General features: G+C 46.0%; 23 protein-coding genes. 10 read left to right on the top strand and 13 right to left on the bottom strand.

All coding sequences use genetic code 11. From position 1 onward, the window contains the following. Positions 1–3: 3 nt before the first annotated feature. On the top strand, positions 4–930 hold the full coding sequence (locus AB9P05_RS23425) for a DUF5996 family protein (protein WP_371911273.1): 927 nt from the start codon (positions 4–6) through the stop codon (positions 928–930). Here AB9P05_RS23425 and dprA read toward each other — a convergent pair whose 3' ends face one another. Genes dprA through AB9P05_RS23395 form a run of 6 tightly spaced genes read right to left on the bottom strand, consistent with a single transcriptional unit; the run spans position 931 to position 6,038 of the window. Further along, positions 931–2,076, bottom strand: coding sequence for a DNA-processing protein DprA (gene dprA / locus AB9P05_RS23420; RefSeq protein WP_371911272.1), 1,146 nt, complete (start codon positions 2,074–2,076; stop codon positions 931–933). 25 nt (positions 2,077–2,101) lie between these two features. Then, on the bottom strand, positions 2,102–2,440 hold the full coding sequence (locus tag AB9P05_RS23415) for a MerR family transcriptional regulator (protein WP_371911271.1): 339 nt from the start codon (positions 2,438–2,440) through the stop codon (positions 2,102–2,104). Positions 2,441–2,451: 11 nt separating this feature from the next. After that, positions 2,452–3,657 (bottom strand): CapA family protein, encoded by a 1,206-nt coding sequence (locus AB9P05_RS23410; protein ID WP_371911270.1) that lies wholly within the window; start codon positions 3,655–3,657, stop codon positions 2,452–2,454. Positions 3,658–3,708: 51 nt separating this feature from the next. Beyond that, on the bottom strand, positions 3,709–4,524 hold the full coding sequence (locus AB9P05_RS23405) for a PhzF family phenazine biosynthesis protein (RefSeq protein ID WP_371911269.1): 816 nt from the start codon (positions 4,522–4,524) through the stop codon (positions 3,709–3,711). Continuing rightward, positions 4,521–5,297, bottom strand: coding sequence for an ABC transporter ATP-binding protein (locus tag AB9P05_RS23400; RefSeq protein WP_371911268.1), 777 nt, complete (start codon positions 5,295–5,297; stop codon positions 4,521–4,523). The genes AB9P05_RS23405 and AB9P05_RS23400 overlap by 4 nt, the downstream gene beginning before the upstream one ends. 12 nt (positions 5,298–5,309) lie before the next feature. Continuing rightward, the gene (locus AB9P05_RS23395) at positions 5,310–6,038 is read right to left on the bottom strand and encodes an MlaE family ABC transporter permease (protein WP_371911267.1); all 729 of its coding nucleotides are present in this window, start codon (positions 6,036–6,038) and stop codon (positions 5,310–5,312) included. A 182-nt stretch (positions 6,039–6,220) separates the two neighbouring features. Here AB9P05_RS23395 and AB9P05_RS23390 point away from each other — a divergent pair, with 182 nt between their 5' ends. Then, positions 6,221–6,925, top strand: coding sequence for an SDR family oxidoreductase (locus AB9P05_RS23390; protein ID WP_371911266.1), 705 nt, complete (start codon positions 6,221–6,223; stop codon positions 6,923–6,925). Between the two features lie 5 nt (positions 6,926–6,930). Here AB9P05_RS23390 and AB9P05_RS23385 read toward each other — a convergent pair whose 3' ends face one another. The 3 genes from AB9P05_RS23385 to AB9P05_RS23375 all read right to left on the bottom strand — a co-directional run bounded on the left by AB9P05_RS23385 (position 6,931) and on the right by AB9P05_RS23375 (position 9,418). Beyond that, on the bottom strand, positions 6,931–8,091 hold the full coding sequence (locus AB9P05_RS23385) for an adenylate/guanylate cyclase domain-containing protein (protein WP_371911265.1): 1,161 nt from the start codon (positions 8,089–8,091) through the stop codon (positions 6,931–6,933). 107 nt (positions 8,092–8,198) lie between these two features. Next, entirely contained in the window at positions 8,199–8,813 is a 615-nt protein-coding gene (locus AB9P05_RS23380; RefSeq protein ID WP_371911264.1) for a hypothetical protein, read from the bottom strand. Then, positions 8,813–9,418: an outer membrane beta-barrel protein gene (locus tag AB9P05_RS23375; protein ID WP_371911263.1), complete on the bottom strand. Its 606-nt coding sequence runs from the start codon at positions 9,416–9,418 to the stop codon at positions 8,813–8,815. The genes AB9P05_RS23380 and AB9P05_RS23375 overlap by 1 nt, the downstream gene beginning before the upstream one ends. Before the next feature lie 211 nt (positions 9,419–9,629). Between AB9P05_RS23375 and ispG the strand changes: the two genes are divergently transcribed. From ispG to AB9P05_RS23350, 5 genes are all read left to right on the top strand, one after another. Further along, positions 9,630–11,621: a (E)-4-hydroxy-3-methylbut-2-enyl-diphosphate synthase gene (gene ispG / locus AB9P05_RS23370; RefSeq protein ID WP_371911262.1), complete on the top strand. Its 1,992-nt coding sequence runs from the start codon at positions 9,630–9,632 to the stop codon at positions 11,619–11,621. Between the two features lie 103 nt (positions 11,622–11,724). Next, entirely contained in the window at positions 11,725–12,171 is a 447-nt protein-coding gene (gene tnpA / locus AB9P05_RS23365; RefSeq protein ID WP_371906921.1) for an IS200/IS605 family transposase, read from the top strand. An 84-nt stretch (positions 12,172–12,255) separates the two neighbouring features. Continuing rightward, positions 12,256–12,483, top strand: a complete 228-nt coding sequence (locus tag AB9P05_RS23360) for a DUF6728 family protein (RefSeq protein WP_371911261.1) — start codon at positions 12,256–12,258, stop codon at positions 12,481–12,483. 10 nt (positions 12,484–12,493) lie between these two features. Then, on the top strand, positions 12,494–12,841 hold the full coding sequence (locus AB9P05_RS23355) for an MmcQ/YjbR family DNA-binding protein (RefSeq protein WP_371911260.1): 348 nt from the start codon (positions 12,494–12,496) through the stop codon (positions 12,839–12,841). Between the two features lie 250 nt (positions 12,842–13,091). Next, complete coding sequence (locus AB9P05_RS23350) at positions 13,092–13,760, top strand: hypothetical protein (protein WP_371911259.1); 669 nt, start codon at positions 13,092–13,094, stop codon at positions 13,758–13,760. Positions 13,761–14,025: 265 nt separating this feature from the next. Here AB9P05_RS23350 and leuS read toward each other — a convergent pair whose 3' ends face one another. Next, complete coding sequence (leuS, locus tag AB9P05_RS23345) at positions 14,026–16,794, bottom strand: leucine--tRNA ligase (protein ID WP_371911258.1); 2,769 nt, start codon at positions 16,792–16,794, stop codon at positions 14,026–14,028. Between the two features lie 211 nt (positions 16,795–17,005). On the opposite strand from leuS, the gene AB9P05_RS23340 reads away from it, so the two are divergent. Next, on the top strand, positions 17,006–18,358 hold the full coding sequence (locus tag AB9P05_RS23340; RefSeq protein WP_371911257.1) for an HTTM domain-containing protein: 1,353 nt from the start codon (positions 17,006–17,008) through the stop codon (positions 18,356–18,358). A gap of 174 nt (positions 18,359–18,532) precedes the next feature. Beyond that, entirely contained in the window at positions 18,533–18,964 is a 432-nt protein-coding gene (locus tag AB9P05_RS23335) for a hypothetical protein (protein WP_371911256.1), read from the top strand. Positions 18,965–19,256: 292 nt separating this feature from the next. On the opposite strand, the gene AB9P05_RS23330 is transcribed toward AB9P05_RS23335, so the two are convergent. The 3 genes from AB9P05_RS23330 to AB9P05_RS23320 all read right to left on the bottom strand — a co-directional run bounded on the left by AB9P05_RS23330 (position 19,257) and on the right by AB9P05_RS23320 (position 23,627). Beyond that, positions 19,257–21,290 (bottom strand): M56 family metallopeptidase, encoded by a 2,034-nt coding sequence (locus AB9P05_RS23330; protein WP_371911255.1) that lies wholly within the window; start codon positions 21,288–21,290, stop codon positions 19,257–19,259. Further along, the gene (locus AB9P05_RS23325; protein ID WP_371911254.1) at positions 21,287–21,670 is read right to left on the bottom strand and encodes a BlaI/MecI/CopY family transcriptional regulator; all 384 of its coding nucleotides are present in this window, start codon (positions 21,668–21,670) and stop codon (positions 21,287–21,289) included. Before AB9P05_RS23325 ends, AB9P05_RS23330 begins: the two co-directional genes overlap by 4 nt. A gap of 106 nt (positions 21,671–21,776) precedes the next feature. Continuing rightward, complete coding sequence (locus tag AB9P05_RS23320; protein ID WP_371911253.1) at positions 21,777–23,627, bottom strand: glycosyltransferase; 1,851 nt, start codon at positions 23,625–23,627, stop codon at positions 21,777–21,779. A gap of 252 nt (positions 23,628–23,879) precedes the next feature. Here AB9P05_RS23320 and AB9P05_RS23315 point away from each other — a divergent pair, with 252 nt between their 5' ends. Then, the gene (locus AB9P05_RS23315) at positions 23,880–24,485 is read left to right on the top strand and encodes a TetR/AcrR family transcriptional regulator (RefSeq protein ID WP_371911252.1); all 606 of its coding nucleotides are present in this window, start codon (positions 23,880–23,882) and stop codon (positions 24,483–24,485) included. The last annotated feature ends 345 nt before the right edge of the window (positions 24,486–24,830 follow it).

Raw genomic sequence — 24,830 nt, 5'->3', positions numbered from 1 at the left:
CAAATGAATAAGACCGCCTACGCTCTACCAGAACTACCCTTAGGGGAGTGGGAAGAGAGCAAGATGACCTTACACCTTTATTTTCGAATTGTAGGGAAAGTAAGGATGGCATTGATGCCTCGTAAAAATCATTGGTGGTTTATTACACTTTATGCTTCATCCAAGGGCTTCACTACCGGAACTATTCCATACAATGGGGAAGCTTTCGAGGTTATATTTAATGTTATCGATCATCAGTTGGGGATCAATACGAGTTGGGCCGGTAGTGAAGCGTTTCCCTTAAAGGTCGAATTAAGTGTGGCCGAATTTTATCATGCCTTTTTCAGAAGTCTTGACAATCTAGGAATAAAAGCTACTATTCAGGACCGACCATATGACCTTCCTGTTAAAAAGCCTTTTTCTGAAATAAATGAATATCGTTCGTATCAGAAGGAGTATGTGACCCGATTTTGGAAAATTATGCTTTGGGTCACAGATGTGTTTAAAGAGTTCAGTGGCAGGTTTTATGGAAAGACATGCCCGGTGCATATCTATTGGCATCATATGGACCTGGCTGTTACCCGTTTTTCAGGAAAAAGAGCTCCTGCTATGCTTGCTGAAGCAAGGATTTCTGATAAAGCTGCCTATTCTCATGAAAATATAAGCTTTGGTTTTTGGGCTGGTGACGAAGAGGTTCGCTCACCGGCATTTTATAGTTATACATATCCTTCACCGGATGGGCTGGACAAGCAGCCACTGCAACCTGGCCAGGCATCATGGCAGGATAGTAATGGAAGTCCTATGGCTCTGCTAATGTATGATGATCTGCGGGCAGAAGCAGACCCCCGGCAGGCTCTGCTTGATTTTTTAGAGAGCGCGTATCAGGCAGGGGCCAATCTTGCAGGCTGGGACGTATCAGCACTGACAGTTCCTCCACTGTCTGATCTATAATCATACAAATAGTGAGGTCTGGGCGGTGCCGGTAATGGCCAGTTTCAGGCGGTACCTTCTTCCCGGAAGTGGAGAAACGAGTCCCTGCAATTCGAGACTTAATAATACTGAAGCCATCTCGCTCACGCGCATTTTAGTTCTTACACACAGGTCATCCAGGTCCATCTCAAATTTATTTTCCGATAATAATGTGATGACCTTTTGTTCCTTCTCATTAAAATTACTGAGATCCAGGGTTACTGCCTGAGTGGTTTCACTACCGGAATGGAGCCATCCAAGCTGATTTACTATGTCTTCGGCACAGGTGCATATACCTGCTACATTTTCTCTGATTAGTTTATGGCAGCCTTCTGAATAAACCTGCCCTATATTTCCCGGTACAGCAAGTACTTCTCTGTTGTAGTCCTGGCCGAGCCGTGCAGTAATCAATGCCCCGCCTCTCTTTGCAGCCTCTACCACAACTATGACCTGTGCCAACCCTGCGATAATCCGGTTTCGGGCTGGAAAGCGATGAGCATCAGGTTTTGTTCCGGGAGGATTTTCGGATAACAGTCCGCCACTGGTTAGCATATCTCTTGCTATCTGCTTATGGACAGCGGGGTAGATAATGTCTGTACCTGAAGCCAGTACGCCGTAGGTAGGTAGGCCATATTTCAGAGACGCCTTGTGTGCGGCAATATCAATACCATATGCCAACCCACTGACAATCACCGGGCTGTAAGGCACTAGTGCCTCCACCAACTCCTCAGCTACAGACTTGCCATAAGCTGTGGCATGGCGGGTACCAACTATAGCCACAGACCGGCTGAAATCCAATGCCCCGTCTCCCCGGGTGTAGAGTAGGGGTGGAAAATCCGGAATTTGCCTGAGCTGCAAAGGGTAGGAAGGATGTGTAAATGGCAGTACACTGGTTTCGTTTTTTTCTGCCTTTTCCAGCACTTCCTCTGCGAGGCTGGTATTCTTATATTTTAGTATATTTTCGGCTGTTTGCCTGCCTATTCCTGGCACTTTTATGAGTTTAGCTACCGGCAGTGCAAACACATTTTCTGCTGAACCGGCATAGCTAAGTAGCTGGCGGATAAGTCTTGGTCCAAGACCGGGCACAAGAGTCAGGGCGACCTCATGGACGTTAGCTGGCTGTAACATGTGTGTAAGGAGAGAAAGAGAGAGGTTAGGGGAGTTTTTTACGAAGATCTACAAGAAAGCCTTTTACCTTTTCGAGGGATTCTATCAGTTCCATCCGGTCTTTAACTTTTCCCACGTTGTTTTTAAGCATGTCTTTTGCTCCTTGTAAGGTAAAGCCCTTTTCTTTTACTAGATGATAAATGAGCCGTATGCTTTCAATGTCTTCCTTAGTAAACTGGCGGTTACCTTTCCGATTCTTTTTCGGGCGAATAGTATCGAATTCACTCTCCCAGAAGCGGATGAGTGAGGTGGCTACACCGAAAATATCGGCCACTTCGCCGATGGTGTAGTACTTCTTTTCTATTTCTTTCTCTTTGTAGGGCACCTGCCGTCTATTTATTGTTTAATATAGGTAATTACACCCCCCTCTTCAAAATACAGGGGTACCTCTGGAAAATCCTCTTGTGTAAGTTCTTTAAGTTTTTTCCATGCACGATCCTGTGTATCTACAACCGGACCACCTGCCCCACGTTGGATAATGCTCGTTACCTTAGCTTTATAAAATTTTCCGTTTCCATCTGTAAAGACTTTTACGATAGGCGCTATGCCATTAACACCCCGGAGGTTAAAACGTCCATAAGTGAGGAAATTACCAAGACTATAGGCGATAAATCTATCATTGTACACCTCTACAGCCCGTGTGACATGAGGGCCATGACCGAATATCACATCTGCCCCGTTGTCTATTAGTGTATGGGCAAATTCATATACGTTTCCCCTGTTCTCACCATAGAAGTATTCTCTTTCTCTTGTAATATGCTCGTATTTATTGCCTTCTGCTCCTCCATGAAATGATACTATTACAATATCTGAGATAGAATCCAGATGCTTAATAATATCTATCGCCCCGTCGAGATCATTTATGCTTACGGTACCGGTATTAGGTGAAAAGGCAGCAAATCCATATCGCATGCCATCCTGTTCAAACGTAACATAAGGCCTTTGTAGCTGGCCTGCATGGTATATGCCCAGACTATCAAGTGTTTTCATGCTACTCTCACGACCGGGTTGCCCGAAGTCACCGGCATGGTTATTAGCCAGGCTCATAACATCGAATCCGGCCTCTGTCAGATAGGGGGCGTAGGATATTGGCGTACGGAATATATAGCACAGATCAGGGTCACTACAACGCTTGGGGTCACCGCCTTCATTTAATATAACCCCTTCATGATTGCCAAATGTGACATCTGCATCCTGCAGGATACTATTGACAGGTTTCAGCAGGTTTTCTCCGGGCAGGTATTGCTCGGAGGGAAAGTTAGTGCCCATCATAATGTCTCCCACACCAATCAGGGTTACGGTATCTTTTAGCAGCCGGTAGGCATCTATAGCAACGGCATTCTTTTCCCAGGCGAGGGAATCAATTTTACGCTGTACCACGGCGAGCGAATCGGCTATGCGTATACTATCCATTCGTGCAATGGAGTCCTGCCTGGCCGCCATCTCCTGGTTGGAGGTGGAGCGGCTCATCTGGCCTGGTTTACACGCAAAGAATACAAATGGGGCCACGGCAAGAACCCGGACAAGAATACGGAATACCATAGTTGATAAAATAAAAAGAAAAGTGACGGAAAAGTTACTAAAATTCAGGAATTAATAAGTCTTTTCCGCTATCTGAGGAATACTTATTTCTCCCTTAAGATATGTGACAGCCTGGCCTTTTAAGAGTACCCGGTCATGATTAAGAGTACACAGGAGGTTGCCTTCTCTATGGCTTATTTGCTTGGCATAGAGTGCATTTTTATTAAGTCTTTCAGCCCAGTAGGGGGTAAGGATAGTGTGGGCTGACCCTGTTACAGGATCTTCGTCTATTCCAGCTTTAGGGCAAAAGAACCTGCTTACAAAGTCAAGATCCGGAGAGTCTGCAGGAGCGGTGGCAATCACTCCCAGCCAGGGCAGGGAGGCCATGGTGCGAAAGTCTGGCCTAAGGTTTTCCAGTGATGCCTGATGAGGATATATTGTCATCAGGTAGCGGGCGTCATATACTGCTTCCGGCTCTGAACCCATCAGGTTTTCCGGCAGCAGCCTGGCATCGTAGCTTTTAGGTTTGTCAGCCGGAAAGTCCATCACATACAGGTCCCTCTCACGGCTTACCTGCAATTGGCCACTTCGGGTCTGAAAGATGATCCTCTCCTTATTGAAATCAAGATGCCTGAAAAGGACATGAGCTGTGGCAAGGGTAGCGTGGCCGCAGAGGTCTACTTCAACAGCAGGAGTAAACCACCTAAGGCCATAGCCGTCGCCTTCTGCTACAATGAATGCTGTTTCGCTAAGGTTATTTTCCCTGGCAATCTGCTGTAGCAACTTATCTGAAGGCCATTCCTGCAGTGGTACCACCGCAGCCGGATTACCACCAAAAAGTGAGGAAGTAAATGCATCTACCTGGTATAAGGCAAGGGTCTGGTTCATGTTTCCTTGGGATCAAAGTTAGGTGAGTTTTTCAGAGCTTGCATCACTTTACTGGCAAAGACAAAGTTGTTAAGCTCTTCCACATCACTAAACATGATCTGCTCCTTGCTACCCTCCCATACCTTATGGCCATTAGCCAAAAATATGATATGTTCTCCCCAGCCCATTACAGAATTCATGTCATGAGTAACTACAACGGTGGTCACATCCAGCTCTTTGGTAATTTCGGCAATAAGCTCATCGATTACGATACTTGTCTGCGGGTCGAGGCCGGAGTTAGGCTCATCACAAAATAGGTAGTTTACATCTTCATTGACGATGGCGCGGGCTATACCCACCCGCTTTTTCATACCTCCGCTAATCTCACTGGGCATTTTTTTATTGACATTCTCCAGGCCAACGCGCTGTAGGACAAAGTTTACGCGTTCCAGCTTATCATCCTTACTCATGGTTGTGAGAATGTCCAGTGGAAACATCACATTTTGCTCTACCGTTTTTGAATCGAAAAGTGCACTACCCTGAAAAAGCATCCCTATCTCCCGGCGAATTTCCACTTTCAGATCACGATCGGCTTTAGTGAAGTTGCGATCATTATAATATACGTGCCCTGAGTCAGGGGGAATCAGTCCCACGATGCACTTCAGCAGCACACTCTTACCGGTACCACTGGCGCCAATGATCTGGTTGACCACACCCTTCTTAAACTCACCGCTTATGCCCTTTAGTACTTCCTTGCCACTAAAGCTTTTCGTTATGTCTTCTATTTTGATCATGAAATGATAGGCTTACAGTAGTAATTGAGAAAGAAGGTAGTCAGCACAAAGAATGGCAATACAGCTATTGGTCACTGCTTTGGTGCTGGACTGTCCTACCTCCAGGGCTCCGCCTGTGGTGTAAAATCCCTTATAAGAAGAAATAGAGGCTACAAGAAAGGCAAATACCAGGCTCTTGATCATGGCAAACGTAACAGTGTATTCGTTAAAGTCAGCCCGTATGCCATAAATGTATTCATTTTCGGTGATAACACCAGTGAGTGTGCCTGCTAGAAAACCACCATAAATGCTTAGAAACATGGCTAGTATGACTAACAAGGGGTACATGAGTACTGATGCGATTATCTTGGGTAAGACCAGGTAGGTCACACTATTTATACCCATTACTTCCAGTGCATCCACCTGCTCGGTAATTCGCATGGTACCGAGCTCACCAGCCAGGTTAGACCCTACCTTGCCGGCAAAAACAATGGCCGTAATAGTCGGCGCAAGCTCCAGTATGGTCATATCTCTGACGATAAGGCCTATTACCCAGTCCTGAATCAAGGGGCTGACCAGGTTATAGGCTGTCTGTATGGCGGTAACCGCACCTATAAAAGTGGAGATGATGACAACAATGAATATTGAGTTAACTCCGATCTTAATACATTCATCAATAATAAGTCGAATGTAGACGCGGGGCGACTCTCGGTTAACAAATAAATTGCTTATAAAAATAAAATACTTCCCTATGCTATGCATGTGCGGTCCTTCAAGTATGATGCAGTGTGCGATCGTTTACCGGGGCTAAATTACGCAATCAAAACAAAAAAAAATTAATATACCACGCCGGCCTTTCCTTAACATCAAAATAAACGGGGACTTTCTGCTTTGGTTAGGTGAATACGTATATTTCGGAAATTTTCAGACAAACCAGTCCATTCATGAAAAAACTGATAGTGGTCACTAGTGGCACAAAAGGCATAGGCCGTGCAGTAATCAGGTTATTTGCAGAGCATGGGTTTGATGTGGCAACCTGTGCCCGTACGGAAAAAGACCTTAAAAAGTTGAAAAAGGAAATAGAAGCAGAGTATGAAAGCGAGGTTTTCTATCATCCTACCGATATGTCTGTACAGTCTGAGGTAAATACATTTATTAGCTATCTGAAGACGCTGGATCGCCCGGTGGATGTGCTTGTTAATAATACAGGATTTTTTACCCCCGGCGGAGTGCTTGATGAGGACTTTAGTAATCTGTCAAAAATGATGGATACCAATGTTTATAGTGCCTTTCATATGTCGCAAGCTATCGGTAAGGAGATGCGCCGAAGAAAGAAGGGCTATATTTTTAATGTATGCAGTATTGCCAGCATAGTAGCTTATGCAAACGGCGGATCCTATGCTATCACCAAGCATGCTATGCTGGGCATGAGCCGGGTGCTGCGTGAGGAGCTTAAAGAGCACAACGTCAGGGTATCTTCTGTAATGCCCGGGGCTACCCTTACGGCCAGTTGGGAAGGGGTTGATTTGCCCGAAGAACGGTTCATGAAAGCTGAAGATGTGGCTGAGGCTATATTTTCTGCCTATACTATGTCTCCCCGCTCTGTGGTAGAGGAGATCATTATAAGGCCTCAATTGGGAGACATCTGATACTGTCACACCTCATCGGGGCGATATATTTTGGGTTGGCTTTGCTCGATAATCTGACCTGGCTTGTCACTTTGATAAAGGGCATAGATTTCCACCATATTCAGCTTTCCCTTGAGCTCAGTTTTACCCATCGGGCGGGCTTTTAGCTCTTTGGGTAAAACGATACGCTCCAGGAGGTCCTTTGTAACTAATAGTTCAGACTGGTAGGAGTTGCACAATGACTGTACCCTGGCAGCCGTGTTGAGTGTGTCACCATGGTAGGCGATCTCCCGCTTTATGTCTCCAACTTCGGCAGCCGTTACAGTTCCAATGTGTGCGCCAGCTTTAAATTCAGGCACCAGCCCGAACCGATCCAGGTATTTGGGCGACCTGGACTTGATTTTATTGACATAAGCGAAGAACATTTCCAGGCAGCGGGCTTTTCTAAGGCCATGTTTCACAGGCCATGTAACTACCGCCTCATCACCTACATACTGGTAGATCGTACCGTGATATTTGTCAACGATCTCATTCAGCACAAAAAAGCAATCCTGGATCAATTTACTATAGCGAATGTGCCCCAGCTGTTCGGCGTAGGTAGTGCTGCTACGCAGATCGATAAACATGAATATGCGCTCTTCAGAGATAGGCTGATGATATTTTCCAGTAAATAATGAGAGTAGCAGGCCGATTCCGAACTTTCTGGTCACCAGCATTAAAAGGTTCATCAGCAGGATGAGAATAGTAAAGAAAGGAGCTACTCCCAGAAAAAAGTACTGTAACAGACTTTCTGTGGAGGCTACGAGGGTAATGTATTGAGGGTAATACCCTACAGATTTCATAAGGGTGCTGACGAATAGTGTGACCAGAACCAGTGCTACAAAATATAGAAGACTTTTGATGAGCAGTATTCGACCGAAGGCTTGCTTATTTATTATTGACCGGTCGAAAAAGATATTTATAAAGAAGAAAAGGGTGCCAAAGAAAAGGCCAAACAGGGCAGCCTGCATAATCAGCGATTCAGTGGTCAGGAAAATATCGAATCGAATTCCTAACTCCTGAGAGTCAATACTGGCAAGGTCCATAAAAAGCTTGACTGCCTGTACGATGATAAGTACGTACAGGCAAGTACAAATAATCCAGGCAGAGGCCATGGCCAGCCACCCGTAAAAAAATCTTCTGATCATATAGTCTAAAAAAAAGTCCCTTATACCGGACACATAATGAAGGTGTACAGAAGCATATTTGTTTAACGCATTAGGAGAGCTTTTGCTATATCTGTTAAAAAATACCTTTATCTGGGTTCCAGAAATATGTTGTCCGGGTAAACTTTAAAGTCAAATCGCCCGCTGTGAACAGAGACTTCCCCACATTCATTGCTCAGGTAGTCAAAACCAAATGTGCCAGAGAAGATCACCGTCCGGCGGTTGTTAGTTATTTTTTCCTGAACATATCTGATGAAAAGTTTACCTGTCTGACTTTGGGGCAGACAGGCTAATTCTTCAAAAGGAGATTCCTGATATGTTCCAATGACCTGGCTGCTCCCCAGGGTATACTCTGTACCTTCCAGTGCCAATAAGTCATCCGGACTGGTGACAAGCATATCTGAAAAATTGAAGCTTATGATGCTATTATCCGCTCCAATAAACCGGATCACAGTGCTATCAGGCAGGTTTGCCTCTCTATTTGCCGAGTAAGCTCTTATGTCCATTTCCGTATTACATCCGTTCACGAAATTGCAATCGGAATTAGTGATCCACCTCTGGCCATTAATCTTTGCTCCGGCTGTATTAACCCCTTCGGTGGTATAGGCCGGGGTCCAGGGTTGCAGTGGATCAGGATAATATGCCTCTTCACATGCAGTGAACAGAAAGTAAATGAGTGCGAGTATAGGTAATGTCTTTTTCATTAGTCAAAGTGTGCCAGGTTGATCTTTAAACTGATACGAAGGCTACTCAGCCTGAGTGTTTCTACTGAGCTGATTTCACCATACTCATCCACATCCTGATAAGTAAAAAGGTCTCCTGATCCCAGCAGTCCGTTCACAGTAATACTTATATCCTTGTGAATATGAAAGTCTAAGCCAGCCATGTAAAACAGAGCCAGGCCTTTCATCTCATCCTCATAAGAATTTCCTAGTACAGAAAGGCCGGAGGGGAAACTAAGCTGAATACCACCGCTGAATTCTATTGGGTTTGCAATGCGGTATCTGAGACTAAGTGGCAGGTCCATAGTCACAATGTGTGATGAATAGGAGCCGCCTGAAAAACTCTGCGAAAAGTTTAGGGTGCTGAAGCCTAATCCACCTTGTCCTTTGAGGTTCTTAGCCAGGTCAAATGCCGCACCGGCATGCATGACTATCCCTATATCGGGCTTAATATGAGCAGTGTACTCATCTTCTACTGCATCAGTGCCTGTTACGCCTGCTTCCACATAAAACTGGGCGAATGCTGACAGGCTTCCAAGCATCATCACCAGACATAGTATGCCTGGTATGAGTGTTCTTTTTTCCATCTTATTTGGTTCAAGTAATAGTCTGGGTGCCTCAAATGTATAAACTTTTATTCAAGGAAGATAGGTGCTACCCAGGTTGATTCTGCAATTGATATATAAATTATTAGTATACAAACTGTTTGGAAAGGATGGCTTTCAATATATTTGTGTGAATGATCGGGCATAACTTTGCCCTTCCCCGGCAGTTATTGAATGGGAATAAACAGTAGGAATGACAATGATAAGTGAGCAGGTCAACCCGGCCAGAGAATACTGTGGTAGTCTGACAGAATATAAGCGACGAACCACGCGCGAAGTAAATATCGGCGGCGTACCCCTGGGAGGAGATAATCCCGTGCGTATTCAGTCTATGACCACTGTGGATACGATGGATACGGAAGGCAGTATCGAGCAGACGATTCGGATGGTAGAGGCTGGCTGCGAGTATGTACGTATCACCGCTCCAAGTATTAAGGAGGCCCAGAACCTTGAGGAGATCCGTAATGGCCTTAGACAAAGAGGGTATAAGGTTCCCCTTGTCGCAGATATCCATTTCACCCCAAATGCAGCGGAACTGGCTGCCCGTATCGTGGAAAAGGTGCGAATTAATCCGGGGAACTATGCTGATAAGAAAAAATTCGAAACAATCGACTATACGGATGAAGCCTATGAAGCTGAGTTGCAACGCATCCGTGAAAAATTTACGCCCCTTGTAGAACTGTGTAAAGCCCATGGCACGGCCATGCGCATAGGAACTAATCACGGCTCGTTGAGTGACCGAATCATGAGCCGCTATGGCGATACGCCCCTTGGTATGGTAGAGTCAGCATTAGAATTCCTTCGCATTTGTGAAGACCTGGAGTATTATGACATCGTCCTGAGCATGAAGTCTAGCAACCCACAGGTGATGGTACAAGCCTATCGTCTTTTGGTGCAGAAACTGCATGAAGAAGGGCTTCAGCCTTATCCCTTGCATCTTGGAGTAACAGAAGCCGGTGAAGGGGAAGATGGGCGGATTAAAAGTGCGGTGGGTATAGGTACGTTACTGGAAGATGGTCTGGGAGATACCGTACGGGTGTCTCTTACGGAAGAGCCGGAAGAGGAGGCACCGGTAGCAGCTATAATGGTGAACCGCTATGCACACCGCCCAGGTCATGATGGTATAGAGCCTGTGGTCCAGAGTCCTGTGGACCCGTATGCTTATACCCGCCGGCATACCCTTGAGGTGGGGGCTATCGGAGGAAACCAGGTGCCCCGGGTGGTAGCTGATATTTCGCGGATTAATAACCCTGAGTATAAAGACTTCAAATCCATAGGTCATTTTTACCTGCCTGAGCCGGACAAATGGCGAATGAATGACTTGGGGGCTGATTACATCTATAGTGGCTCACAGCCCGTGCAGTGGATGTTACCCAATGGCCTGAAAGAATGGCTAGACTATGATGTATGGCTGATGGCTGATGATAAAGAGAACAAGATACCTGTACTTACTGCCGGCCAGTTACTGGAAGAGGGGGAGCGTCATCGTGAGATCAATGTCCTGAAAATACAAGATGACGAGTGGTCTGATGCCATCGCTGCAAGGCTGAGAGAGGACCTGACGCTGGTGGTGCTTCTGCACACCACTAATACGCATGCTATGCCGGCAATGAGGCGGTTCTTTTTCCGGCTGATAGATGAAAACCTGGATACTCCCGTGGTCATTTTAAGGGATTTCCCGGACCTGTCACCTGACGAATTTCAGATATATGCTGCCACCGATACAGGAGGTCTGCTGATTGATGGCATGGGTGACGGCGTCATGTTTGGCACCACTAATCTTAAGGAGAGGAAAAGAGAATCTTTACTTGAGGCTATAAAAATGTATAATAATACGGCCTTTGGTATATTGCAGGCGGCGCGCACACGCATGACAAAAACGGAGTACATTTCCTGTCCCAGTTGTGGTCGTACCTTATTTGATCTGCAGGAAACCACTGCAATGATCAGGAAACGGACGGACCACCTGAAAGGGGTGAAAATCGGAATAATGGGCTGTATAGTGAACGGTCCGGGTGAGATGGCTGATGCGGACTACGGTTATGTAGGCAGTGGTAAAGGCAAGATCACTCTGTACAAAGGGCAGGAGGTTATCAAACGGTCCGTACCCTCTGCTAAAGCGGTTGATGAACTGATCGAAATAATTCGGGAGGATGGCCGCTGGATCGAACCCGAAATGGCGTGACGATGTTCTTTGCGCGAAGCGAAAAATTTATTAATCGAATTAAAACCACCGTCTTAGACGGTGGTCATGTTTGAGGGCTATGCCAGTAGGGGTATATTGTGGAATGAGCAAGTATCGTAAGCTATCGCATAGCTTTTACTATTGTGTCTATCATGTAGTATGGACCCCGAAGTACCGCCACCGTATACTTCGTGATATTGTTGCAGATACGTTGGAGAATAAGATAAAGACGATATGTGAATGGAAGGAGGTCAAGGTAGAAGAGTTGAACATTCAGCCAGATCACGTTCATTTGGTATGTAGTATACCTCCGAAACTTAGTGTATCAGACTTCATGGGTATTCTCAAGGGTAAGACAGCGATCATGATGTTTAAGAACTTCAAGAGTCTTCGCAGAAAACCCTATTGGGGCAATCATTTTTGGTCACGAGGCTATTTTGTAAGTACGGTAGGCATAGATGAAGAAAAGATAAAGCGGTATGTTAAGTATCAGGAGAAGGAAGATAAGAAAGAGGATGGGGATATAGATATCCCGCTATTCGATAACTGACTATCCCCCTTTGGGGGTAATAACCATTGAAAACCCCCTCCTTTGGTGGGGGTAATTTATTTCCGGGACCTATTCATTAGTACTATGGAATCAGGCAAAAAAGACGACGTTCAAAAAGGTGCTCAAAACTCTGTTAAAGACTATTTTAAGATAGGGGACATGTTCTCATATTTTTTCAGGGTTTTTAAAAAGACACCCGAAGGACAGCCTAAGCCAAATATTAACCTTCGGATGATGCATGGCATTAACAAGATCAGTATTCTCATGTTTTTGGCTGGGATGATCTATATGGTCATTAAACACGCCTTCTAAACATTTTGCAGTGGATATAGAATCATACCGTGAGTACTGCCTCTCCAAGCCTGGTGTGACAGAAAGTACACCCTTCGGCCCGGATGTGCTCGTGTTCAAGGTAGGCGGCAAAATGTTTTCACTCACGGATATTGAGCAATTTGAAAGCATAAACCTTAAGTGTGACCCGGAAGAGGCTGTTAAGTTACGGGAAGAGTTTCCAGACGCTGTAATGCCCGGGTATCATATGAGCAAAAAGCACTGGAATACAGTGCATACCAGGGGGCAGGTCCCTGAACATCTGTTGTTTAAGTGGACAGATGATAGTTACCAGCTGATAGTCGACTCACTACCTAAGAAAATTCGCGAAGCGCTGTAATCCGGCTAGTAAGATTTGTAGGTAAAGCTCAGCGTTTTGGTACACTATTGCTTCAAAAAGGAATTCTTCATTACAAAATGCGCAAAATTTTCTCCATTAGCCTTTTTATCCTTTGTGAAAGGCTATTTTTACAACCGCATGCAATGTGCCATGAGGGCACGCCGTTAGTGGGTTAGTTAAACAGATGTTGCAATCATTCAGATTTTCACATGTACTCTTATTCCTAGCTACCATTTGCCTGGTGCCCGGAATGCTTACTTCCTGTAAGGACAAGGTGATATGCCCTGCCTATCAGAGTGTGTATCTGCATGACCCACAGGCCCAAGAGCGACTCTTTTACCCCTTTGATAAAGATACCCTGCCCGTAGACTACTCCGTTAACGTAGAAAAGACCAGGTATGGAATAATGGAACTGGAGCCTTATAAGAAAAAGGTCCGGTCACTCCAGACAGTAGAAATGGAGTATGTGTATCCGGCACCTGATTCCGCCGAAACGGAAATCCTGGCCTACCACGAGCTTGATTCTGCCCAGAGAGACAGCATAGAGGCGGGAATAATGGCTAGAAAATATGCTGATGTGTTTCGGTACAATCGCGACATGAAAGTGTACATGCAACGCATAGGGCAATACCAGATGGCGCCTCCGGAGGAAGAACAGGAAGAAAATGAGCTGGATGAGTTTGCCGATGAACTCAGAGATGAGCCCATGGATGAGGAAAGCAATGAGAAAAAGCCAGGCTTCTTCAAGCGATTATTTGGTGGTAACAAAAAGAAAAAAGAGGAAGAGGTAATCCTGGAGGAAGATCAGGACCCTTATGAACTGGATTACTATCAGAACCAGGAGGAAGAGGAATCAGAAGAAGAAAAGGACCCTGCCAAGAAAGAGATTGGTGTATTTAAAACCGGTCAATTACATTAGATTTTTCTCACCATAGTACCGGGTATCAGTAGGGTAACTTACTTAAATGCCATCCTGAGCCTCACATCCTTTAAACCCTGCTATTATTTCTTACTCCCATCTGGCGAAATGGCAAGAGTTAATCCCGATGTAATTTTAAAGAACTTCTTTTAGGTTTTGTGGATAAGTGTCTCATATAAGAGAGGTTATCTATCTAGTACCTATATGCCGCAAGGACAAAATAAAAGAGACTGCTCTAATTATGAACAGCCTCTTCTTTTTCAATTTATACGACTACGTTCACTATCTTCTTGGGAACGATTATTACTTTTTTAGGCGGCTTGCCTTCAGTCCATTTTTGAACCACCTCCGAGGCCAGCACTTCTTTCTCCATTTCTTCTTTAGGCATATCTACAGGAAAGGCGATCTTCGTCCTCATTTTGCCATTAATAGAGATAGGGTACTCATGCACATCATCCTTCAGGTGTTCTTCGCTCCACTCAGGGAAGGTGGCCTCAAGTACTGAGCCACTATTACCCAGTGCCTGCCAAAGCTCTTCTGCCAGGTGCGGTGCATAAGGGGATAGTGCAATGACCAGAGGCTCAAGTATCTGGCGCTTACGGCACTTTAAAGCAGCCAGTTCATTGGTGCAAATCATAAAGGCACTTACCGTCGTATTGAATGAGAAGCGCTCTATGTCCTCTTCTACCTTTTTAAGGGTTTTGTGAAGCACCTTCAGTTCATCAGCAGTCGGCTTATCGTCTGTTACACTGAACTCACGCTTCTTGTAGAAGAGATTCCAGAATTTACGCAGGAAGCCGCTGACCCCGGTGATGCCATTGGTATTCCAGGGCTTGCTGTCTTCCAGTGGCCCAAGGAACATCTCGTACATACGGAGCGTATCAGCGCCATACTGATCGATCATGTCATCAGGGTTAATAACATTATACTTTGACTTGGACATCTTCTCGATTTCCGCTCCGCATATGTAGCGGCCGTCTTCAAGTACAAATTCCGCGTCGGCCAGGTCAGGACGCCACTGGCGGAAAGCCTGGATATCCAGTACGTCATTCTCACCCACCAGGCTTACGTCTGCGTGCATAGGCACTACATCGAAGTCTTTGGTGAGGTTATAAGATACAAACGTATTACTGTCCTTAACCCTGTACACAAAATTAGACCGACCCTGAATCATGCCCTGATTGATCAGCTTTTTGAATGGCTCTTGTACGGTTACAAATCCACGGTCGTACAGGAACATGGTCCAGAAACGTGAGTAAAGCAAGTGCCCTGTGGCATGCTCTGCGCCTCCGATATACAAGTCTACATTTTCCCAGTAGCCTTGAGCCTGCTTTCCAACGAAGCGCTCATTGTTACGCGGATCCATGTATCTGAAAAAGTACCAGCTTGATCCGGCCCAGCCCGGCATCGTACTTAGTTCCAGCGGATGGCCTTCATCCGTTTTCCAGTTTTCAGCCCGGCCCAGGGGAGGCTCACCGGTTTCTGTTGGCAGATACCGGTCTATTTCCGGAAGGGTAAGAGGCAAGGAAGATTCTGGCAACAGATGAGGGATACCATCTACATAGAATACCGGGACTGGCTCACCCCAATACCGCTGGCGACCAAATACGGCATCCCGCTGACGATAGTTGATCTTTCCTTTACCTATTTTATTGTCTTCCACATAGGCAATGGCTTTTGCTATGGCTGCCTGAACCGGCAGGCCGTTGAGGAAATCAGAGTTTACAATGGTACCCTCTTTACCATCAAAGGCTTCTTCTTCAATGTTTCCACCGCTCACTACCTCCACTATAGGCAGGTCAAAGTGCTTGGCAAAAGCGTAGTCACGGGTATCGTGAGCCGGTACAGCCATTACGGCCCCCGTGCCATATCCACCCAGAACATAGTCTGCCACCCAGATAGGAATATTTTCTCCGCTAAAGGGGTGAATGGCATATGCGCCTGTAAATGACCCGGAAACCGTTTTCACATCACTCATGCGATCACGCTCGGAACGGTTCTTGGCCTGCGCTACATAAGCTTGAACCTCTTCACGGTGGGTATCCGCAGTTAGTTCATCCACCAATTCACTCTCCGGGGCAAGGGCCAGGTAAGTAACTCCGTAGATAGTGTCTATTCGGGTAGTGAAAACACGAATCTTACGGTCGCTACCTTCTACACTAAAGTCTACTTCTGCCCCTACTGATCTGCCTATCCAGTTCCGCTGAATTTCCTTCATTGGTTCCGGCCAGTCTATGGTATCCAGTCCGTCAAGCAGGCGCTGACTGTATGCAGTGATGCGCATGCTCCACTGAAGCATTTTCTTACGCTCTACCGGGTGCCCCCCGCGTTCACTTACGCCGTCCTTTACCTCATCATTGGCCAGTACAGTACCCAGGGCAGGGCACCAGTTTACCACGGCTTCGGACAGGTAGGTAAGACGATACTTCAACAGCAGGTCGGCTTGCTCTTTTTCACTGAAGCCTGTCCATTCTTCGGCACTAAATAGTGGGGTGTCTTCGTCGCAGGCAGCATTCACTGTGCTATTTCCTTCTGCAGCAAACAGCTCAGTTAGTTCACTGACCGGTCGGGCCTTATTAGCCTTATTGTCATACCAGCTATCAAACAGCTGCATGAATATCCACTGAGTCCATTTGTAATAGTCAGGATCACAGGTTTGCACCTCTTTGTCCCAATCGAAGCTGAAGCCTATATTATTTAGCTGATGCTTATAACGGTCCAGATTCTCATAGGTGGTTTTTGCAGGATGCTGGCCAGTCTGGATAGCGTATTGTTCTGCCGGCAGGCCAAACGCATCGAAGCCCATAGGGTGCAGGACATTATATCCCTTAAGCTTTTTATAGCGCGCTACTATATCCGAAGCAATATAGCCCAGGGGGTGTCCCACATGCAACCCAGCGCCGGAGGGGTAGGGAAACATATCCAGCACATAGTATTTGGGCTTATTATGATCTATATCGGCTTTATAGGCATTACGTTCTGCCCAAGTCTTCTGCCATTTTTTCTCTATCTCTCGAAAGTGGTAATCGGCCATTCTTCCTTAATTATTTCTTAGTTCAGCCAAACAGGCAGCTAAATTAGATAATATATCCTGTTTTTGGGAATGCACGGGGCGGTTATTCTGCCGGGTTCTCCATACATTCAACCCTTACTGCGCATTTTGTTTAGAAAAAGGAGATAGTGAGAAGGATGCTTCCATCTAAAGCCCTGTACTATGTCCGGACTTTAATTATTTTTGGGCTAAGATGACTACAGATTCGCTTACCCGACAGAATGCCGGCCTGCTGGACCGGATGCTTTTTACTCAGACAGATAACAGTCCGCTGGTCCTTTTCCGCATGGTCTTTGGCTTTTTGCTCTTTCTGGAAGCCGCCGGCGCCATGGCACTGGGGTGGGTGGAGCGCGTACTCATAGCGCCCGACTTCACTTTCAACTACATTGGTTTTGAGTGGATAAGGCCTTTGCCAGGCTATGGTATGTACATATGGTTTAGTGCGATGGCCCTTTGCGCGCTCGGTATCATGCTTGGCTACCGCTACCGAATCAGTGCCATAGGTTACTTCGTATTATGGACCGGCGTTTATTTGATGCAGAAGTCCAGCTACAATAATCACTATTACCTGATGGTGTTGCTTACAGGGTTTATGACCCTTATGCCGGCAAACCGCGTCTATTCGCTGGATGCAAAGCGTAACCCGGATATGAAGAGTAATACATGCCCCCGGTGGTGTCATTTCATCTTTATAGTACAGGTGGCTATTGTATATTTCTATGCAGCTGTGCATAAGCTATATCCTGATTGGCTACAGGCCATGCCTATGGAGATATGGTTTACCTCAAAGGCGAGATTGCCTACAGTAGGACCTATATATGCGGAGCGCTGGTTTCATTACTTTATTTCCTACGGCGGAATCCTGTTCGATGCCTCCATTGTGCCCCTGTTGCTTTACAGACGTACCAGGGTGTTAGGCTTTTGCCTGAGTCTGTTTTTCCATCTATTTAATTCAATCACCTTTGGTATCGGTATCTTTCCCTATATGGCCATCGCGCTCAATGTGTTTTTCTTTAATCCTGAAACCATCCGCAGGGTATTCTTTAAGAAAAAGGAGCCGGTATCTACCCACTCTGTCGCTATACCAAATTACAAGCCGGTGCTTGTGACGTTTTTAGCACTCTACTTTGTGCTACAGATATTTTTGCCCATTAGGCATGTGCTGTTTCCCGGATCAGTACACTGGACAGAAGAGGGGCACCGCCTGGCCTGGCAAATGATGCTCCGGACTAAATACGGAGTTATTCATTTTAAAGTTAATATGCCGAGTAATGGGAAAAGTGAGATAATAGACCCTAGGGAGTACCTCACAAATAAACAGGCAAGGAAACTGGCTACCCATCCGGATATGGTGTACCAGTTTGTACAGCACCTTAAGAAAGTATACCGTGAAAAGGGGTATGAAGAGATCGAGATATATGCCCTGAGTAAAGCCTCACTTAATGGCCGGCCCTTGCAGGAGTTTGTAGACTCAGAGGTGGACCTGGCCAAGATAGAGTGGAATACATTCGGGCATAGTGAATGGTTGAAGCCACTGGAAGAGTGAAACATAAGTGTATAAGTCTCACTGTCCGAAAATGAAAGTACGATGTCATGTTTCCGTACAGTCATTTTTGTACCAGCTTCATTTTTTTCCCTCATATGGCTCTCAGGAGCCATTTGCGTTTTTTGGCACCTATTGTGCAAACCAATAGCCATACAACCAAAAAACTCAATTTTTATGATTAATTCACGCAACAACACCCTTCGGGCCAGCATGTTATTATGTTTGTTACTCACCTTTTTCCTGGCAATACCAGCCCTCGCAGGCGGACAGGATGGTAAGGTGGATAAAACCACCGATAAGGCTCGCACCAAGCTGGAGAAAAAGGCTACCCCGGACTGGAAGGATTACTGCAAGAGTGCCCAAATGTGTGTCAGGAAAAACACAAATATGGAAGAGGCACATAGTTGGTTAGAAAAATCCATAGAAATGGATAAAAACCCTGACAACCTGGAAGCCATGGGCGACTACCATCTGGCGAATAATGAAAAACGCAAAGCGGCAGATTTTTACCTGGAAAGCCTGAAGGCAGGTATTCTCAAGAACCCTAACTACCAGGATGAAAGCCTGCAGAAAAAATTAACCCAACTTCAAAAAGACCTAAGTTAATCTTCAAACCATCTGCAATGCTGAATGTGAAACAAAGTCTGCCAGTCGGCAGGCTTTGTTTTTTTATGTCCTTTTGAAAAGGGAGTGAACCTGATTGTCTTTTGCCAGGCAGCACTACAACTGGGCATAAACACAATAGAGAGGAGCAGTTGGTGCCTATTAAGGTGTTATTACTAGGTTATAAGAGATAAATGAACCTGCACGATGTATTCTTTATAATCAAATGCGGGCATAAAAAAGCTGTCTGCCCGCAAGTGCGAACAGACAGCCGATCAGATAATGAGAATATTAATTATTGCTCCTCTTCGATCTCCTTTTTCAATTGTTCGATTGATTGTTGGAGTTCTTTCTGTGCGTCACGGATGCTTTCAAAGTAGGTACTGTCCAGGTCTATATCGAAGTCCATTTTCATACCCTCCATCATTTCCTGAAGGTGGTCTTCCTGAAAATTGAACTGGTCTTTCATGTGTTCAAGTTGCTCATGAGCTTCACTTAAAGCCTGTAACTGTGACTCTTCAAACATTTGCCTCATGTGAGAGGAATCAGCATAAAACCTCTCAATGTGCTTCATAGCCTCTTCTGATGCTTTTAAGCGTTCGCGCCACACAGCCGTATCCTGTAACACTCGCTTCATCTCTTTTTCGGCCTCTGCACGGTGCTTTTCTGCTTCTCTGAATGCCTCCTTCATGACTCTACTGTGCTCGGCCGAATCAGCCCTGTGAAGCTCAAGCGCATGGTGCGCCTGCTCAAGGGCTGCTAGCCTTTGCTCCCGTGATTGGTGAGCCATTTCCACAGCCTTGCGATGCTGATCCGAATGAGGGATAGCGCCGGAGGCTCCTTTCATTTCAGGGTCATGATTGATGTGCCAGTTAAATGAGCCGCTTGCCTTCACTTTACCCATGTCTTTTTCATACATGTTCCGGTACTTACGGTAAACGCTGGCAGGCTGTTTTTCCCCATTAATAATGAGCTCATTCTGGTTGAAGGTAATGCTATAAGCCTCTGATTCGTTAATCAGCCCATCTTCTTTCATGGCGTCAGTAAGCTTATCAAATATCTTCAGGTGTAATGCCTCAGGGGAAGGGGGGGCAGGCATTCCTTCCGGTACGTTCCGTATACCTTCGGGAGTGTGAACCGTGTCCTGCGGTAAGGCAGGGCTTTCAGGCAAAGGATGTGCTGCCGTTGATGAGGGTGTCCCCGGGGCCGCAGGTACTTCCGGAGGGGTGGGAGGGACCGGCATCTGGTCTCCCGGTACATTGTCACCGGAGATAGCACTTACATGCAGCAGGCCTGCAGTTACAATCAGTGCTACCGCTGCCACCAGTCTTTCACCCAGGTAGCGCGAAGGGTTACCCTGACCAAGCAGCCGTTTCATTCGATCCGCAATAGGCGTACGCTTCTGACCAAACCCCATTGCGAGAGAAGCTTTGGCGGGTTTACTTTGCTGTATGCCAAGTTTGCCCAGTGCCATTACCAGGTGAGTAGGAGTACCCGTAAGGCTTACCGCAATATCATCGCAGCAGTGCTCCCTTTCTGTACGGGCTATCTCAAGCATGAACCATACGGCCGGGTGATAAAAGTAAAGTGATTCCAACACCTGCATCAACAGGTTTACAAGGTAATCACGACGATGAATATGGGCCAACTCATGCGCCAGTATGGCTTCCAGGTGGGCAGGCTCAGTACCGGTAAACGTGCCGAGGGGCAACAGGATCATGGGGCGTATAATGCCTATAACCATGGGCGTATCCGCAAGACCGGATTCAGCCAGGTCAAACTTACTCCTGATTCCCAGCCTATCTGCCATAGCCCGGGCACTTTTCTGCCACTGCTCAGGCACCCGGTTGGGTATGCCCGAAGATCGTAACCTGTACGTATAGGCCAGACCAGTAGATAGTTTCATAGAAAAAAGCAGCATGCCTATGAGCCAAACAGCCAATACCACCGATGATGATTGTCGATAGAGAGTCAGGGCATAAGAAAATGCATAGACCAGGCTATTTTCACTTTTCAGTCCATTCTGCACGATACCCGCTTCCAGGGGAGTCATATCTGTAAAGATGAGGCGATCGGGGTTTACTGTTAGCTCCGGAGCCGGGCTCCACGCTTGGTAGGAATATAGTCCGGTAGCGATGTTACCTGCAAAAAAGAACAGGAGTGCGCCAGTAATGAGGCGGTACCTGAATCGGGCCGTTTGATTTCTCAGAAAGTGCAGAGAAAGAGCCAGGCCAAAGGCAATTAAGCCGCCCTGCCACAAGGAGTGTAATAGCGCGTTAGAAACCGCATAAGTCAGTTGGTCAGAGAAAATCTGTTGTATGAAGTTCATTTCTCACCTCCTTCCATCTGGTCCAGTATTCTGCGTATTTCAGCTACCTCATCAGTGTCCGGCCTGCGCTGACTTAGAGCTTGTACCAGCTTGGTGGCTGATCCGCCAAAGGCCCTGTCCAGGAAGCGGTCTAGTAGCCGCTGCTGTGTTTCTTCTTCTCTAACCACTGCCTCGTAAATATGCTGTCTGCCAGCTCCTTTGCGCGTAAGCATGCCCTTTTCTAGCATGATCTGCATCATTTTCAGGGTTGTGGTGTAACCCGTGTCCCGGGTCTCATTGAGTTTGTCGTTAACAAAACGGACCGGGTTAGGTCCGTTTTGCCACAGCACCTGCAGAATCTCGAGTTCAGATTCTGTAGGATAGGTTAGTTTGGTAGTCATTGTTGTTGCGAGTTATCGTTCTACGAATAATTTCGTAACACAATTATATACGAACCTTTTCGTAGATGCAAACTAATTTACGAATAATTTCGTAGATAGATCTGCCTTATTCTAATGTTATTTGCTTATAAACTGCCTCGTAGTGCTTGGATAAGGCTTTCCAGTCAAACTTAATCGCATTTCCTTCCACCTTATTTCGTAAAGCGATTCGTTCCCGCCGGTTCAATTGCGAAAAGCGGTACAGCGCATCAGCAAGTTCATCAGTAGCCTTTTCATATTCCTGATGGTGTCGCCTTACCACATAGAGTCCGCTATCATCGTGATCTTTGATGGTCCTGGTCACATAATCGCCAAAACCTGATAGATCACTGGTCACAGCCGGTACTCCCCGGGCAATGCACTCCAGTGGCGTATAACCCCAGGGTTCATAGTAACTTGGGAATATGCCCAGATGGCACCCTCGTACAAACTGACCATAGTCTATTCCCCACAGTGGGCTGGAGGCTGATACGAAGTCCGGATGGTAGACTACCTTTACATTATCCTCCTTAAAGTTCAGAAGGTTGAATTCCCTGAGCGCATTCAGTATTTCGTCCTGCTGGTCATCCATCAGATTATGGGTAACGATTGGGGGTAGTTTATCACTTTTCCAGCTTTGTAGGGTACGGCGGTAACGTAGTTTCCAGTAGTCCTCAACAAAGTCGCTCAGCTCTGGCAGTTTATGATTTGTGCTGCCCGCAGCCGTATAGAACAGTTTCTTGCCCACCTCCTTTTCTATGGCCGAGCAGGTTTGGCGCAGCTCCTCCATCAGCGCCCTGGAGTGAAGTACCTCCGGATTAAGAGAGTGATAGGGCTGCCGTGTTACAAAAAACATGACGATAGTAAGCGGGCTGTCATCCTCTTTCAACTTTTCATTAAGTTTTGATAAGGCCTGCAGAGTCATATCAAACCCCTTATTCTTATACTCAAACCGGCCACTGGTAAAGAAGTACAGCGTATTATCCAGGTCAAAGCTGTAGCTCGGGAAAAAATAGGCCATCGCGAAGCGGTGAATTTTTTCTTTGTACGCCTGGTGAAGATTTTGCACCTCATGCAGTGCTTCAAATCGCTCGATATTAAGGCCATTGGGTAGAATGGCGTCCGGCGTTCTTCCCAGAAGATATATACATTCCTGGGCAGTCACATCGCTCACAGTTGTGCACATATGACAGTCGGCTGCGGCCACCCGCTCTATTTGTACCTGAGGCATTATATTATAGTGCGTGGCTTCCTTTTCCCAGTCTACAAATGGAAGGTTCTGGTAAAACATGGGGTCATTCATGGCCACGTAACGCCCCAGCATAGTAGCATGAGTAGTAAAAATGGTTTTTATAGGTAATTTCTCACGACGGATATCCGGGATAGGTGTAGCCGCCATCCATTCATGAAAGTGTGCCAGTACATGGCGTGGGCACCGCTCGTCCTGTACCATATAAGTAAGCAATCGTTTTACCAGATGCCCGAAAGCAACCACCCCGTCAATAAGTTTGTCATCCGGAGGGGTGGGAATGCCATGGTGCTCCCATAGCAGGTACTTGACGTCGCTCAGGTAGTCACGGGCAGACGCAGGATCAATAAGCACCACCCTCGGGCGACCGGATATAAGCCAGATGCCGTATTGTATCCTGACCCCTTCCTTCCTTAGCTTTTTCACAGCAGCACCCAGCGCATCATCTGGTTCATCAATAGGCTCAAACTCTGAGCTTACATGAGGGTGCACTAAAGGCCCTACCAGTACATAATTATTTCCCCAGCGTTCACGGATCACAGGTACCTTAGATCTGATCACGGTGTAAATGCCACCTACCTGGTTGCATACCTCCCAGGCTACTTCTATCAGTTTGGATTGGGCTATTTCTTTTTTGGTGAGGACTTTTTTGCCTTTTCGGCGGTTATTAGAGGCTATATCGCTTGCCATATACGTTGGGGCTTCCGGTTTATGCTTGCTTTGAAAAAGTATGGAAATAAATGAATTATAAGGCTATTTGAAAAAATCTGGGGGCAAATCTGCATACTCTTTGTTTAGGAGTGCTATCTGTCTGAGAATCAGCATGTAATAAATCATGTGTTTTTGCATGGAATAGTATAAGGAATTCCCGATGCTATACTCTACCTTTGCACATCCAAATTAAAGGAAACTATTTGTTGATTTCCAGTGTAGTTTTTTCTGATGACTAATCGACTCGACAGAAAGAAAGTAATCCTGCAGGGAGCGCGTGAGCTTTTCTATAAAAATGGCTTTAGCCAGGTTTCAATGGATGAGCTTGCCCGTCATCTGGGGATGAGCAAGAAAACCCTTTACAACTATTTCGATAGTAAAGAGGTGCTCCTGCATACTATCATCATTGAGCTTAAAAACGATCTTTCTGCAGGGGTAGATCGCTTGTTGATGGATGAGACGCTGGAGTTTCCCGATAAGATTAGGCAAATATTTGCATTTGTTGGCACAAAACTAAGTGCTTTCAGTCAGAATTTTTTGTTGGATCTTAAGCGCACCTCGCCCCAGGTATGGGCTATGGTGGAAGATTACCGGCGGGAAGCAGCTTTCCTGAGGTTTAATCGTCTTCTGGAGCAGGGAATCAACAAGGGGTATATCCGTAAGGAAGTGAATAAAACGCTGGCTGTCATGCTATACGCAGCAGCCATTGAAACAATTCTCAATCCTGAATTCAGGAAATTAGTGCCTGAGCAAATGGAGGAGGAAATTCCTGATAAACCTGCCGAGGTATTTGACGGGCTGGTGAGTATCATTCTCGACGGAGCAATGGCCAGGTAAAAAAAATCAGATGCAGGAAACTAATATTTCAATATTGGTGTAATGTATTCAAATGGGCTGGTAAACGACTGGCCCTCTTGAAATAGCAAGGTGGTTTTACCAGACTCCGGGTGAAAATTTCAAAGAGAAAAGTGATTGATTTCAAAGAAAGTTTAGGGTTCATAATGGTTGATCTTACTGTCCCTCAAGTATGCTTAGAAGGGTTGTGAAGGTGGTATGCCGGACAGTTTTTCTATCCTTGATTCTGATGTAATAAAATTGATATAAAGTTACTGAATAACAGGAACTTAAAAGCTTTAAGAATTGCTAATATAGCAGCGTTTTCTTTTTCATAGGTTTAGTGGT

This window comes from Roseivirga sp. BDSF3-8 (assembly GCF_041449215.1).
Lineage (GTDB): Bacteria > Bacteroidota > Bacteroidia > Cytophagales > Cyclobacteriaceae > JBGNFV01.
Note: the sequence above shows the minus strand (reverse complement) of the source record. Positions and strands in the feature narration are given on the sequence as shown.

Excerpts from the sequence above, each read along its gene's own strand:
- AB9P05_RS23330 (WP_371911255.1), bottom strand. The coding sequence starts at position 21,290 with ATGAACTTCATACAACAGATTTTCTCTGACCAACTGACTTATGCGGTT.
- AB9P05_RS23375 (WP_371911263.1), bottom strand. The coding sequence starts at position 9,418 with ATGGAAAAAAGAACACTCATACCAGGCATACTATGTCTGGTGATGATG.
- AB9P05_RS23410 (WP_371911270.1), bottom strand. The coding sequence starts at position 3,657 with ATGGTATTCCGTATTCTTGTCCGGGTTCTTGCCGTGGCCCCATTTGTA.
- tnpA (WP_371906921.1), top strand. The coding sequence starts at position 11,725 with ATGAGCAAGTATCGTAAGCTATCGCATAGCTTTTACTATTGTGTCTAT.
- dprA (WP_371911272.1), bottom strand. The coding sequence starts at position 2,076 with ATGTTACAGCCAGCTAACGTCCATGAGGTCGCCCTGACTCTTGTGCCC.
- AB9P05_RS23350 (WP_371911259.1), top strand. The coding sequence starts at position 13,092 with ATGCTTACTTCCTGTAAGGACAAGGTGATATGCCCTGCCTATCAGAGT.
- AB9P05_RS23380 (WP_371911264.1), bottom strand. The coding sequence starts at position 8,813 with ATGAAAAAGACATTACCTATACTCGCACTCATTTACTTTCTGTTCACT.
- AB9P05_RS23390 (WP_371911266.1), top strand. The coding sequence starts at position 6,221 with ATGAAAAAACTGATAGTGGTCACTAGTGGCACAAAAGGCATAGGCCGT.
- AB9P05_RS23315 (WP_371911252.1), top strand. The coding sequence starts at position 23,880 with ATGACTAATCGACTCGACAGAAAGAAAGTAATCCTGCAGGGAGCGCGT.
- AB9P05_RS23405 (WP_371911269.1), bottom strand. The coding sequence starts at position 4,524 with ATGAACCAGACCCTTGCCTTATACCAGGTAGATGCATTTACTTCCTCA.
- AB9P05_RS23320 (WP_371911253.1), bottom strand. The coding sequence starts at position 23,627 with ATGGCAAGCGATATAGCCTCTAATAACCGCCGAAAAGGCAAAAAAGTC.
- leuS (WP_371911258.1), bottom strand. The coding sequence starts at position 16,794 with ATGGCCGATTACCACTTTCGAGAGATAGAGAAAAAATGGCAGAAGACT.
- AB9P05_RS23325 (WP_371911254.1), bottom strand. The coding sequence starts at position 21,670 with ATGACTACCAAACTAACCTATCCTACAGAATCTGAACTCGAGATTCTG.
- AB9P05_RS23335 (WP_371911256.1), top strand. The coding sequence starts at position 18,533 with ATGATTAATTCACGCAACAACACCCTTCGGGCCAGCATGTTATTATGT.
- AB9P05_RS23395 (WP_371911267.1), bottom strand. The coding sequence starts at position 6,038 with ATGCATAGCATAGGGAAGTATTTTATTTTTATAAGCAATTTATTTGTT.
- AB9P05_RS23385 (WP_371911265.1), bottom strand. The coding sequence starts at position 8,091 with ATGATCAGAAGATTTTTTTACGGGTGGCTGGCCATGGCCTCTGCCTGG.
- AB9P05_RS23360 (WP_371911261.1), top strand. The coding sequence starts at position 12,256 with ATGGAATCAGGCAAAAAAGACGACGTTCAAAAAGGTGCTCAAAACTCT.
- AB9P05_RS23400 (WP_371911268.1), bottom strand. The coding sequence starts at position 5,297 with ATGATCAAAATAGAAGACATAACGAAAAGCTTTAGTGGCAAGGAAGTA.
- AB9P05_RS23425 (WP_371911273.1), top strand. The coding sequence starts at position 4 with ATGAATAAGACCGCCTACGCTCTACCAGAACTACCCTTAGGGGAGTGG.
- AB9P05_RS23340 (WP_371911257.1), top strand. The coding sequence starts at position 17,006 with ATGACTACAGATTCGCTTACCCGACAGAATGCCGGCCTGCTGGACCGG.
- ispG (WP_371911262.1), top strand. The coding sequence starts at position 9,630 with ATGACAATGATAAGTGAGCAGGTCAACCCGGCCAGAGAATACTGTGGT.